The organism is Paenibacillus stellifer, from assembly GCF_000758685.1.
Lineage (GTDB): Bacteria > Bacillota > Bacilli > Paenibacillales > Paenibacillaceae > Paenibacillus_AQ > Paenibacillus_AQ stellifer.
Window position 1 is genome coordinate 1,661,634 of sequence record NZ_CP009286.1, and the last position, 13,592, is coordinate 1,675,225.

A 13,592-nucleotide genomic window follows, 5' to 3' on the forward strand; every position below is an offset into this window, starting at 1 on the left:
CTCCACCTCAATCAAATAAATTTGCCGCTAACGAGCGAGCGAAAGGATGTTTTTCGATTGCCTGTAGAAGCATGCTGTTAAAGAGTTGCAAATAAATGGTTGTTGTTTTTAATGATTTATGGCCAAGGAGTTTCGAAATACTGACAAGATCCACGCCCTCTTCTAAAGCGAACAATGCGAAAGAATGACGTAAAGAATGGACAGATAATCGCTCTTTCTCTTCTGGAGAAATGGTCTGTGCCTCAGAAATTAACCCATCTAACATCTTTTGGACTGTACTATCACTGATAGGGGTAACTCCCTTATCCGTTGAAAAAACATACAAATCAGTATAATTAGGCTGACCCTTAAGTGACCCGTATTTAAAACTTACATATTTTCTAAGAAGCTCTAATGATGTAGCTGTAATCCGCCGAGGAACTTTTTGAAGCTTTTTCCCCTTAACACGAACTTTTATATTCTGAGAATTATAGCAAATATCCCCGATTTGAAGTTGAGTCAACTCGTTAAGGCGAATACCGCTGCCAAGAAAAGTCCATAAGATGACAAAGTTTCTAAAACCATCGTTGGTCAGCCGCGATAAGTTTATAATTTCCTCTACTTGTTCTTTCGTAAAAGCCTTTGGAAGATCTTCATCAAACTCAACGTCAACTATCAAGGTTTCCTTGATCTTTTTAATATCTATTTCAAAGAATCGTGTGAAGGTAACAGTGAAAAAGTCCCTTAAAAATGAAGCTTTTTTTGATCGCGTATTTTGGGTTTTAACTGGCTTAAGGTAATCAAGTAGTACTTTGGGATTCTTCTCAAATGAAAGCAAAGATGGAGTTTCCGGCAGCGAATCGACAAATGAAACAAACTGGTTCAATTCAGAACGATATGTCTTTTGAGTAGCTTCACTCTTTCGTCCGAATTCAGAGCTTTGTAAGTACCAATTTACGGCTTCCTCAAACGTTACATCTTTCCGTTCATTTGGTTCTTCAACGAAAATAAGATTGCTTCTTTCTAAAGCTTGTCTCATATGATCATGACTGTTGGTCGCAGCAAGTTTTTGCAAGTGGACCATCAGATTAGCGACAGGTGAGTTACCTTCTACCTTGAACATGAAATCATCTCCATATAGAATCGATTTTTTGCATTGCATCATTAAGTTCTTGATTTTGCCTATGTAAATACTTTGAGGTCGTGTCAAGTCTGGTATGTCGAGCTAGACGTTTGATGATTTGCGGATGTACGTTTTTTCTAAGACTCAGTTTGGTGATAAATGTGTGCCTGAACAAATGAAGACCTCCGGGGAATGTCCAACCGGATATCAAAGAATATAACTTGTATTTATCTAACATTTTTCCGTATAAAACTTTTTTAGATTGTCTTCCCTTAAAGACAGATTTCTCGTCTGTACGAACTTTATATAGGGATTCTAAATATTGATAAAGTTTTTTCGGCAAGTGTAATGGTACAGGTTTCCCAGCTTTGCCCTTACCCCGGATTTTGATTATCCTTGCTTGAAAATTAATATCTTCCCAATTTAGACGCTCGGCTTCACAGAATCGTAGTCCGAGATGCAGCAAGGATCCAAAAAAAGCTATATCATAATCAGGATCATCCGAGTATCTAGCTATAGTATTGAAGAAATCTGATAATTGATCTTTATTGGGGATATCACGATGAAGATACCTCTGTGCTGATATTCCTCTTATTGAACCGATATTCTTTGGGATAATTCTGTTGTCATACAGATACTTAAAGAACGAAATCACACAGTAGAATTTATTGCTAACCGTTATTTCGCTGTAAAGGCCTTTTGAATGGCAACGTTTAAGGTAATTTTCAAACTCTAAAATATGGTCTCTTTCGATTAACCAAACAGGTATTGCATTCGGTGAGAAATCATTGAAACTAGCGTAATTGTTAACAAGCCAGTTTAAAAACAACATTACGTCGCGGTTAATATCTTTTATATATCCTCCGGAACGACCTTCTGATTGAATTTGGTCATTGAAGTTTTTCAAATATGGATGCAGTTCATGATCGGCTAGTTTAGAGAGGATCCTTTTGTTTTGCTTGACTATATTGAATCTTCTTCCTGGGAAGTACAATTTAGCGATTTGGTTGAGAAAGAATTTCTTTATGTCTGAATTGACGTTTTTCAGACAATACTGAAAGTTTATTTCTGTAATATCAAGATCGTTAAGCTGCCAAATCGGCTTTTTAATGTATGTAGAGATCTGTTGTTGAAATTCCAGTGCTTCCTCGTAGAAATCGTAAAGTTCGATCGGTGCCTTTGATGTCTGAATCCGTTTCAAATAAATTTTCACTTTGTCCAATTTGATACTTGGCTGAACTCTGTTTTCCCACAACCAATCAGCGATGTTCCCTTTAGTGTGGGGCAGATCAGTGGAGTTGTCATAACCTTCATAATTAAATAATGTATCCATAATGTTCCTCACTTTGCTCTTACTAACGTCCCATACGGCGTCAGTTGTAAGATGCACATCGTGAGGATTTTTTATTCCATTTATAAATTCTTCTGTGGAAGAAGCATTCCACAGAAATAATTCTGTTCCTTTCCACAGTTCGTTTTGTGGCTTCTGGTTGCTAATTAATTCATTAATTGCGTTTTTGGGATCTTTATCCATGTCGGGACCTCCTTAATTTGATTTCAAAAAGCTAATAAGACTGAGGTGAGAAAGTGGCAAAGGCAGTACCAATCAAAATTAGAGTCATTTATGGGGATAATCATAAACAGTCACTCTTGTCAGCAATTGAAATTTTGAAGTCGAAAGCTACTGTCGAGATTACCGATTCGAAAATGGGTAACAACAGTGCTATTAACGTTTTGAAACATGATTAACTTTTGAAGTATTCATTCCACTTGTTTTTGATTCTTTACTTGCAGCAAGAGCCCTAATTGCAGATTGAACATTATGTTGAAAATGATTGCCTTTAAAACATTTGATTACCTTAGGTGAAACAAGCCCCATAAACATTACCTCTTTCAAAAAGGCATAGAAAAACAAAAAAGGGACCCAAAATACCACAGTTACCTGTGGAAAAATTGGATCCCTTTCGCCGCGTGGCCAGAGACTTATATTCATTAATAGTTGAACTATTAAGAATTCAGCAGAGGAATTCTCCGCGATACCTGTATAACAGGGGAAAATTCTGCCTATGACTCTGCCTATGTTTCATACTATAAAAGATAGTAGGACTTGTTGTCAATGCCCCCACGTTAAAAAAATTAGAACGTACATTCGCTGACAATCTCTTGTCTCTTTGATTCGTCATAATGGAGGAAAGACATACGGGAGTGAGTACAGTGGACCAACCGATCTATGTCGCCATTACAGGCACGCAGCACTATTACGGAGCTGATTTGACCATGAAGCGATAAAGGTGGATATGATCCCATTGGGCAAAATCGGTTATGTCGCCAACAGCCCACATACAGTACCGAAAGGATGCCGCAGTGCGGCCGTATTTATGATAGGTTTGAGCATCATGTTTGCGGCATGGTGCGATTTGTCGTTAAGGATACGGCAATTGTTGAACTTACGCCGAGCCTAGAGGAAGTGTACATCATTAAAACGACAGAGAACGTTGCGTTTTCTCCTTGTAGGCAGGAAGAACTAGGTAAAAAGTAGAATTCCAATTATGATAAGGATTTACATTACATACGCCAAGATAGGAGATATCGCATGACGGATAAAGTAATACGACTCTTTAAAATGCTTCTTGCCATTCAGGCTAATCCGGGGATTTCAGCCAAGGAGCTGGCGGATAAATGCGAGACAACGGATCGAACGATTTACAGAGACTTGAGGATATTGGATTTAATCGCACCGATCACGAACGAGGGGTATGGGAAAGGGTACCGTTTTGTCGGTAATTTCGCCATGTACCCGCTGAATTTCACGGAGCAGGAAGCGTTGGTATTTTCTGTCCTGCCATCCGTGCTCGACACCAGCAAACTGCCTCCAGGCTTTGAATCCGCCTACGACAAGGTGATGGCTACTCATGTGAAAGAAACCAGGAAGAGGTACGATACATTGGAAAATGTCGCGGACATGATCCAAATGGGCACCCCGGCTTATCGGGAGAACAATGCCAACTTTTTGCTGCCCATCATGGAAGCGATTATCGCCTGCAAGACGATCAGGGCTGTTTACCATACCCAGAGCCGGAATGAATTGACGGAGCGCGAAATTGATCCGTACTACCTGGTTCCAAGGGATCAGCGATTTTATTTGATCGGTTATTGTCGTGCCAAGCGGGAGATTCGTACATTTCGCATCAGCCGTTTCCGGCATGTAGAGCTGACAGGAAATCATTTTGACAAGGGCGATTTCAGCATCGCGCAGTACATGAAGCACACCTGGTCCATTGAACGCGGGGATTCTTTAATCACCTTCAAGATTAAATTCCATCCGGATGTCGCCCGCTATGTAAAGGAAGAAGAATTGTTCGTGAGACCGAAGATGACCGATCTGTCAGACGGCAGCTTATTATTCGAAGTAACCGTCAACCATGAGCGCGAATTTATGAACTGGGTGGTTCAGTACGGACCTTCGGCGGAGATCTTAAAACCTGCATCTGTCCGTGAGAAATTTAAGGAACAGTTGCAGCGTTGGGGACAGTTGTATGGACAGTAAGTGCAAATGTGCGTTAAACCGAAAGGAAGGTGTCCCTTGTGAAAACAGAAGGCACATTTCTAGAACGTTTATATGATGCAATCCGTAAAGAGCCTTTTCGCCGCAAGATTGTGATTGCTCCTTCCTACATGGAAGGGCAGTCTTGGTTGATGCGAATATATCGGGAATTAGGACCGGTAATGAACACGGAGGTCCATACGGTTCAAACTTTTGTTAATAGTGAGGTTGAGTTTTCCCTGTATAAACAAGGGATGACCTTAATCGGGGATCAGCGGTCCTTTTGGATTGTACATCATATTATGGAACAAATGGCTTCCGATGTGGATACTTACATCTCCATGGATCAAGTAAAGCCTGGTATTGTGATGCATGTTCACCAAGCCATTATGGATTTACGCCGTGCCGGGGTAAAAGCAGAAGAACTGCGAAGCGATCAACTGTTGAGCCAGCAAAAAGGCAACTATGTCAAAAAGGTGCTGTCAGCGTATGAGCGCTTTCTGAATCAGCGGAGCTGGACCGATTTCCCCGGCCTTTTGTCGCACATAACAACCCAATTGCAGGGAAACGTGGAGCTTATTCTGCCAGACCCTATGCCGCTTCCACCGGTTTCCGCCCGGATGATGGAGCGGTTGTCAAATGGACGGATGACAAGGATTGTAGCGGATTCTTCCTTCACTGACGTTCAATCCACATTGCCGTTCGGAGAGGTTCAGTTCTATCATGCGACCGGAAGGATGGCGGAGGTTCGCGAAGCATTGAGACGAATTATTCAGGGCCGGATGCCATTGGATGAAGTGGAGATGATCGTCCCGGATGAAGAATATACGCTGGCCATTTCGACCATGTGTGCTTCTCTAGGTCTTTCTTGTTCCTTCGCAGACGGGCTGCCTGCGATTACATCCGGACTGGGAAGAGCCGCCCATTTCCTGCTGAACTGGCTGGAGTCCGGTTATCAGGTGCGGCCGCTCGTATCGATGCTGCAGCAGGAATTGATTACGTTCTCCGATCGTGAGCAAGGAATAACGAATGCGGATTGTATTCGAGCTCTGGAGAAAAGCGGAATCGGCTGGGGGAAAGAACGGTATATCAAGTTGCTAAGGTCAGAAGTTGTCCGGTTCCAAGGGGATTCAAATGAAAGACCCGAAGTGCGGGAGCAGACGGAACAACAACAACGGGATGACGAGATCAAGAAGCATCTGACAAACCTCCTTGTAGGATTGTTTCCAGACGAAGCGGCGCTCTCCTCTCCTAAGGGAATCTGGGGATGGCTCGTGAACGTCTTGGATCGAGTTGGTGTCTCTGGAACAGAAGATGATACGATCGTCCTGCAAGAAATGAGAGGTATCGCTAATGAACTGCAGGAATGTCCTGTTCCGGACTTGATGCCATTTCAGCAAATGCTCTTGTATGCCCGAGACATGCTGCAGAAACTTCGAGTCGGGGTGCAGCGGTTACATAAGCCCGGATCCCTGTACATATCGAGTTTGCCGAACGGGGGGATCAGCGGGAGGAAACAGACGTTTCTTCTCGGGATGGATGAACATTCGTGGTCCGGGAATATCAGGCAAAATCCCATGCTTCTCGATGAAGAGTGCAGACGGATCGGTGCCGGGCTTCAAACAGCCGTGCAGAGACAAAGAGATCGGCAACGCCTTCGTGATGGTCGGCTTGGGATGATAAGCGGCAATATCACATGCAGCTTCTCGTCGTATGACTTGGCAGAAGGAGCGACAGCAAGCCCGGCTTTTCAACTTCTACAGGTCTTCCGGAAAGTATTCGGAGAACCGAATGCGGACTATGAGATGCTGCATCGGAGCTTAGGCGAACCTGTCGGGTATTTGGATGTAGAACAGCCATCCTCTACTGAGCTAAATGGACTGCCCTTAGACGGCTCTCATTACGTCTTCCGACAAATCCGTTCGAATGTAAACCTTATGAAGGACCGGCAATCCTTCATCGAGTCGGTCTATCCTTCTTTTCGTCAAGGCAGACTTGCACTCGAGGCGCGTACCAACTCGCAAGTGACAGAGCATGACGGATATATAGCGGGGGATGAATGGGCTGATTATTGGAAAGGTCGGGAAGAACGGACGCTTAGCGCAAGTCAATTGGAGAAGTACGCGGAATGTCCGATGCGTTACTTTTTCCAATATGTGCTCAGGATTCGCGTGAAAGATCAGGTGACTTTTGATCGTACCTCCTGGTTGAAGCCGAATGAAAGAGGCTCGCTGCTGCACGAGGTTTATCGTCGTTATATGACGGAAGTCAGCGCAAGTAAAGTCATGCCTATTACACACGATCATGCCCGTTTACTTCGTATTGCGGAGGAGACGATTCTCTTATATGCCGAGCGGATTCCAGCACCGAGCCCTCATGTGTTTGAGAGGGAGCGGCAAGTGATGCTTCGGGATATTGAAGTATTCTATCGCATGGAATTGCAGGCTAATACGGCCCCCCGGTTTTTCGAACAAGAGCTCATCGTAGACGGCCAGCCGTTGCATCTTGAGCTTGGCGAGGACATGGCGATTACGCTGCGCGGAATCGTCGACCGGATCGATCAAGTTGCGCCGCATCAATATCTAATTATTGACTATAAGACCGGCAGTCCTCGGTCTTACAAGGAAAATGGCATGTTCGCAGGCGGCACGCAGCTGCAACACGCTCTATACGCGATGGGGACAGAGCTGTGGATGCGGCAAACGGGTGTGGATTCAGAAGCAAAAGTGCTTGAAGCGTCTTACGTCTTTCCAAGTGAACGGGGGCACGGGCAAGTGATTGCGCGCTCGCAAACCGAGCGGAATCGAGTCACCGAGGTGATCCGGGGAATCCTTTCGTCGATGGAACAGGGTCTGTTTATTCCAGCTTCAAATCCCGCGATCTGCCGGTATTGCGACTACGCGGCTGTATGCGGAGAGCACGCAGAACTGCTGGCCGATAAGCGAAAGGACGAAGTGAATTCGGAGCTGCTGCACACGCTGCTGGAGGTGGAGAACATTGAATGAAGCATCCGATCAACAAGCCAGAAAGAGGATATTAGAGGAACTGAGCACGACCTTTCTGGTAGAAGCCGGTGCAGGATCAGGCAAGACAACAAGCTTGGTCGGCCGATTGCTGGCGCTCATCGAGACCGGAATGGCTAAGATCGAGCAGATTGCGGCGATCACCTTTACGAATAAAGCGGCGGATGAGATGAAGGAGCGTTTCCGTATTGCTTTGGAGCGGAAAGCGGCTGATGCTGAAGGCGAAACTAGAGGACGATTGGAAGAAGCCTTGGCCAATTTGGACCAAATCTTCATCGGAACGATCCATGCGTTCTGTTCCTCCATGCTTCGGGAGCGTCCGATTGAGGCCGGATTGGACCCTTCTTTCGAAGAAATGGATGATGAAATGAATCGTGCGTTCCACGATCAATGCTGGGACGAATATCTGATTCGGCTGCAGGAGGGAGATCCTGAAGCCCTAGCATCCTTTGGCGAGGTGGACATTGATGTAAGCATTCTTAAGAATGTCTATGATCGGGTATCCTTTTTTACGGACCTCCAAATCCCCTGCGAACCGGTCCAACGTCCTGAATTCAACCTGATCCGTCTCTCGCTGCTTCCCATGATGGAAGAAGCAAGCCGATTTATGCCGACAGTTGAACCGGAGAAGGGTTGGGATAATCTTCAGGCCAAACTGCGTGCTGCTAATCGTATGCTGCGGTTGTCGGATGAGCAGGACGATATGCTGATGCTTACGCTGGCGAAGATGTTTGACTTCAAACTGGATGTGAAGCAATACAAATGGACGGATAAGAAGCAAGCCAAAGCCATCTCCGAACGATTTCATGATTGGCAGATCACGGTCCTGTTCCCCTTTCTTCAATCGTGGCGGGAATATCTGTATCCGAAGGTCATTCAATTTGTCTTGCCTGCATTGGAGTATTGCAGAGAACGGCGATTGCAGGAAGGGAAGCTGAACTTTCAGGATCTTCTGATGAATGCATGCCGTCTGCTGCGTGATTACCCGGAGGTTCGAGAGTTTTTCGCCGGGCGCTACCAACGGGTAATGGTCGACGAATTTCAGGACACCGACCCGGTCCAAGCGGAAATGATGTTTCTCTTAACGGGGGCCGGTGATGATCGGAATGAACGGAATTGGCGGAAGCTTACTCCAAAGCCGGGTTCCTTGTTCCTCGTAGGAGACCCGAAACAGTCCATCTATCGTTTCCGCCGCGCGGATATTTCCATTTATAACGAGGTGAAATCGAGGATTCACGCATGTGGAGATGTTCTTCACTTAACCAGCAATTTCCGATCCGGCGATGCGATCGGCGATTTTGTGAATGGGCAATTCGTCGGCAAGCTTCCCGTTCAGGAAAGCGAGGTTCAAGCGGCGTATGTCCGGATGGAAACGAATATACCCAATCCCAAAGTAAGCAAGAAAGCGAACCACGGGATCTATGCGCTTACGTATCCGAAAATTCCGGGAGGCAAGGATGCAGTAGCGGCGGTTGACGCAGAGCGTATAGCCACAACTATTGCGTGGGCTTGCCGAGATGGGAATATGCATATTCAGGAGCGGGATGGCACAGCTTGGGTGTATAGAGAGGCGCGGCCCAGTGATTTTCTGATTTTGACAAGAACAAGGCATTATTTGCACCTATACGCGGAAGAGCTGGAGAAGAGGGGAGTAGCCGCGGAAACGGTCGGAAGCTCCGCCTTATATCCGGAGCTTCATACACTTGGACAATTAGCTCTCTATCTGGCCGATCCGTCTGACCAAGTGGCGATGCTGAGTGTCTTGCGCGGGCCTCTATTCGGTATTAGCGACAAGGAACTGATAGCGTATCGCGCTCAAGGGAATGCTTGGTCGATCTATCGGCTGCCGGAGGATACAGAAGAACTGGGCAATCCAGTTACCGCTGCATTACGGAAATTGCGGGAATATGCCGGCTGGGTCAAGGAAATGCCTGCATGGGCAGCCCTACACCGCATTATAGAGGACACCGGTCTTTTACCTTATTCCACGGTGCAAGAAGCTGGTGCCAATCGTTCTGGAACTCTTCTCAAGATGCTGGAGCTCTTGCAGCGTGGCACCTTGCTTGCATCGGATTGGCATGAACTGGCGAAGGCGATATTGGCCATTCGGGAGAGCAAAGGGATGGAAATTGCCAGTCTCTATACGGGCAAAGGTCAAGCGGTACGGATCATGAACGTCCATAAGGCAAAAGGCCTGGAAGCGCCTGTCGTGTTTCTCGCTTGTCCTTGCGGAGACAAGGATCATGACGCTGACCAGTTTGTTGATCGTTTGGAGACAGAGGCCGCGGGCTATTTCCTGATCCAGCAATCGAAAGGATTTCAGAAGGAAACGATTGCCCAGCCGGTAGGTTGGGAATCGATGAGCGTGCGGGAGCGAGCCTTCATGCAGGCGGAGCGGGATCGTCTTCTCTATGTCGCAGCGACACGAGCAAAACAAATGTTGGTTGTCAGCCTTTACCCCGAACAACCGGCCAAGTGCCCATGGAGCTCGCTTATGGACGGGATGGAGCTTATCCGGGAGTGGGGGGTTCCGGAAACGAATGCCGGGACCAGTGAGAGTGATAAGGAATTGGAACGAGATATCGCATCTATTGATTTGGGGGCATACTTGGCTCAGAGGGAGCAGGTGTTCCATCAGCTGCGCCAGCCTACTTACGCGGAAGCAACCGTTACGGGGCTGACGAAGAGCATGGGAGAAATACCAGAATGGTCAGCCAATGGGAGGGGCCAATCATTCGGCAGCGTAATCCATAAGGGGCTTGAGGAGGTTGGAAAAGGCCTTGCGATGAGTGAATTGCCCGCGTACGTTCAATATCTCTGCCAGGTCGAAGGGGTAGCAGAGAAGGATGCGGGAGATGCTCTGCCAATACTCCAAGAAGTTCTAGACAGTGAACTCTGGCAGCGGAGTCAGCGAGCGAAGCAGCGGTTGTTTGAGATCCCGATCATGATGCATCAGAGAAATGGGGGACCAACGCCATTTCACGCAACCGAACAGGCAATATCCGAAACAGTCGCCGCGGCATTAACGCATCAATCCAATAACGGCTTAAATCTCTTGGTGAAAGGTGTAATAGATTTTGCCTTTGAAGAAGAGGATGGCTGGGTGATCGTCGACTTCAAGACGGATCAGCTTGACGAAGGCAAATTGCAGCAGTTTGTCCACTTCTATGCGCCTCAAGTTCAGGCGTATGCTTTGGCTTGGTCTGAGACGTTCGGATATCGGGTGAAGGAAGCAGGATTATATTTTGTTAGTCTGCAGAAACATGTCACATTAGGGCAGTCTGTTGTATAATTAGACAAGAATCTACATACAGGGGAGAACGTTATGATTACAGGTGAATTAAGGCAAAAAGTAGATCGGATTTGGGAGACATTCTGGACCGGCGGCATTACCAATCCATTAAGCGTAATCGAACAGTTTACATATTTGTTATTCATTAAAGGTCTGGATGAAACCGAGACACGTAAGGAAAATGAGTCCATGCTGCTGTCGGTACCGTTTACCGGACTATTTCAAAGTGATAAACAGTATTTGCGTTGGAATCACTTTAAGAATCTTGATCCGCAGCGTATGTATGATGTTGTTTCCAATGAAGTATTTCCGTTCATTAAGTCACTTCATGGAGACAAGGATTCAGCCTATGCTAAATACATGGGCGATGCCATCTTTATGATTCCGACTCCCAATATGCTTGTACGCATTGTCGAGGGCATTGATACGATTGATATGAAGGACAGGGATACCAAAGGGGATTTATATGAGTATCTATTATCCAAGGTAGCTACAGCTGGAACGAACGGCCAATTCCGTACGCCAAGACACATTATCGAAATGATGGTCGCTTTAATGAAACCGACACCGGAAGATATCATTTGTGACCCGGCTGCAGGATCGGCGGGTTTTCTGGTTGCTGCAGGAGAATATTTGCGTGACCATCATGCCGATCTATTTCTGATTCAGGGTTTGAAGGAGCATTTCAACAATCATATGTTCTATGGTTTCGATATGGACCGTACGATGTTGCGCATCGGGGCCATGAATATGCTGCTTCATGGGGTGGATAATCCGAATATCGAATATCGCGATTCCCTGAATGAAAATAATACCGACAAAGACAAATATACACTAATTTTAGCCAATCCGCCCTTTAAAGGTTCGCTTGATACGGATGCGGTAGCAGCGGATCTCTTGCGTGTGACCCGCACAAAAAAGACGGAGTTGCTGTTCCTTTCTCTATTCCTGCGTATGCTCAAGGTTGGGGGACGCTGCGCTTCCATTGTGCCGGACGGTGTTTTATTCGGGAACAGTACGGCTCATAAAGATATTCGTAAGGAAATTGTTGAGAATCACAAACTCGAAGCAATAATTTCAATGCCAAGCGGGGTTTTCAAGCCGTATGCTGGGGTTTCGACAGCGATTATGATCTTCACCAAGACAGGTGCTGGCGGGACGGATCACGTATGGTTCTATGATATGAAAGCGGACGGTTATTCGCTTGACGACAAGCGAAATTCCATTGAGGCCAATGATATACCCGACATTATTGAGCGATTTGGCAATAAAGATGTAGAGATGGAACGCAAACGCACGGATAAATCTTTCCTAGTTCCGGTAGATGAGATCCGTAATAATGCGTATGATCTGAGTATTAATCGCTACAAGGAAACTGAGCATGTGGAAGTTCAATACGAGGACCCGAAGGTGATACTTACTTCAATCAAGTTGATAGAGGATGAAATTGTTGAGGGGCTTGAGGAACTGGAGGCGTTGTTGGGATGAAAATAACAACCAGTACAAAAAGGGTGAAACTTGGGGATATAACAAATAATCTAGATAGTAAGAGAATTCCTTTAAATGAAAGAGAACGAAATAAAATGAAACGTGAGGGGGGATATCCATATATAGGTGCAAACGGAGTGTTAAGCTATGTTGATAAATACATCTTTGATGAAACTATACTCTGTATTGCTGAAGATGGAGGTAGCTGGGGTTATAACCAACAATGTGCTTTTATAGTTGATGAGCGTTGCTGGGTGAATAATCATGCCCATGTTTTAACCGCAAAGAAGGACATTAGTTTAAAGTTTCTAATGTATTATCTAGGGCCTGTATGCAAACTATGACCCCATAAAATGGGTAAATCATAGGTATGATGAATCGATATGAAATCCGTGACGACCAATGGGAAGCCATTAAGGACCTGCTACCGCCGGAGAGAAAACCACAAGGAGGGAGACCCCCGAAAGACCATCGTCAAATGCTAAATGCCATGCTGTGGGTAGCACGGTCAGGTGCCCCCTGGCGGGATTTACCTGAATATTTCGGCTCTTGGTCTACCGTCTATAGTCGATTCCGCCGCTGGCAAATGGCCGGTATTTGGGACCGTATTCTGGAGCATGTTTCCGCAGAGCCCGACGAGGAAAGCGTCATGATCGATACCACGATTGTCCGTGTCCATCAGCATGGATCGGGCGCAAAAGGGGGGGCCTTAAGCAAGCCATTGGGCGGTCCCGGGGCGGATTAACAACCAAAATCCACGCAGTCGTTGACGCGCTGGGCAACCCACTGCGCTTTGTGCTGACCGGAGGCCATTGTCATGACTCCGTAACCGGTTATGAGATATTGAAACAAATGGACTTAACGAAAAGGCAAGTGTTGGCTGACCGAGCGTACGATACCAACCGAATCCGCCGTCTATTGGATGAACAGACTGCGACCTGTGTGATTCCAAGTAAGAAAAATCGTCGGAAGCCCCTGGAATGGGACCGTGAGATTTACAAGGAGCGTCATCTGATCGAGTGCTTTTTCAATAAACTAAAACACTATCGTCGACTAGCTACTCGCTATGATAAGCTGGCGTGTACCTTTATGGCTTTTTTGTCCCTGGCCTCCATTATGATATGGCTTGCTTAGGTTTGCATA

General features: G+C 46.1%; 9 protein-coding genes. 6 read left to right on the forward strand and 3 right to left on the reverse strand.

Annotated elements, in window-relative coordinates:
• Window positions 1–7: 7 nt before the first annotated feature.
• The 3 genes from PSTEL_RS07535 to PSTEL_RS27505 all read right to left on the reverse strand — a co-directional run bounded on the left by PSTEL_RS07535 (window position 8) and on the right by PSTEL_RS27505 (window position 3,095).
• Window positions 8–1,102 (reverse strand): tyrosine-type recombinase/integrase, encoded by a 1,095-nt coding sequence (locus PSTEL_RS07535; protein WP_038694500.1) that lies wholly within the window; start codon window positions 1,100–1,102, stop codon window positions 8–10.
• A gap of 4 nt (window positions 1,103–1,106) precedes the next feature.
• Window positions 1,107–2,636 carry a tyrosine-type recombinase/integrase gene (locus tag PSTEL_RS07540; protein ID WP_038694501.1) on the reverse strand — a complete coding sequence of 510 codons (1,530 nt, stop codon included), beginning with the start codon at window positions 2,634–2,636 and terminating at the stop codon, window positions 1,107–1,109.
• Window positions 2,637–2,828: 192 nt separating this feature from the next.
• The gene (locus PSTEL_RS27505) at window positions 2,829–3,095 is read right to left on the reverse strand and encodes a hypothetical protein (protein ID WP_156995813.1); all 267 of its coding nucleotides are present in this window, start codon (window positions 3,093–3,095) and stop codon (window positions 2,829–2,831) included.
• 600 nt (window positions 3,096–3,695) lie between these two features.
• Between PSTEL_RS27505 and PSTEL_RS07545 the strand changes: the two genes are divergently transcribed.
• The 6 genes from PSTEL_RS07545 (at window position 3,696) to PSTEL_RS26800 (ending at window position 13,583) form a co-directional block, all read left to right on the forward strand.
• On the forward strand, window positions 3,696–4,649 hold the full coding sequence (locus PSTEL_RS07545) for a helix-turn-helix transcriptional regulator (RefSeq protein WP_038694502.1): 954 nt from the start codon (window positions 3,696–3,698) through the stop codon (window positions 4,647–4,649).
• A gap of 38 nt (window positions 4,650–4,687) precedes the next feature.
• Entirely contained in the window at window positions 4,688–7,651 is a 2,964-nt protein-coding gene (locus PSTEL_RS07550; protein ID WP_038694503.1) for a PD-(D/E)XK nuclease family protein, read from the forward strand.
• Window positions 7,644–10,961, forward strand: a complete 3,318-nt coding sequence (locus tag PSTEL_RS07555; protein ID WP_038694504.1) for a UvrD-helicase domain-containing protein — start codon at window positions 7,644–7,646, stop codon at window positions 10,959–10,961. Before PSTEL_RS07550 ends, PSTEL_RS07555 begins: the two co-directional genes overlap by 8 nt.
• Before the next feature lie 33 nt (window positions 10,962–10,994).
• Complete coding sequence (locus PSTEL_RS07560; RefSeq protein WP_038694505.1) at window positions 10,995–12,449, forward strand: type I restriction-modification system subunit M; 1,455 nt, start codon at window positions 10,995–10,997, stop codon at window positions 12,447–12,449.
• A complete protein-coding gene (locus PSTEL_RS07565; RefSeq protein WP_038694506.1) occupies window positions 12,446–12,793 on the forward strand; it encodes a restriction endonuclease subunit S in 348 nt (115 codons plus the stop codon). The genes PSTEL_RS07560 and PSTEL_RS07565 overlap by 4 nt, the downstream gene beginning before the upstream one ends.
• Window positions 12,794–12,822: 29 nt before the next feature.
• Window positions 12,823–13,583 (forward strand): IS5 family transposase gene (locus tag PSTEL_RS26800; RefSeq protein WP_156996009.1). Its coding sequence is split into 2 segments (ribosomal slippage): window positions 12,823–13,150 and window positions 13,150–13,583, totalling 762 coding nucleotides; the frame shifts between segments, so codons are not numbered across the junction.
• The last annotated feature ends 9 nt before the right edge of the window (window positions 13,584–13,592 follow it).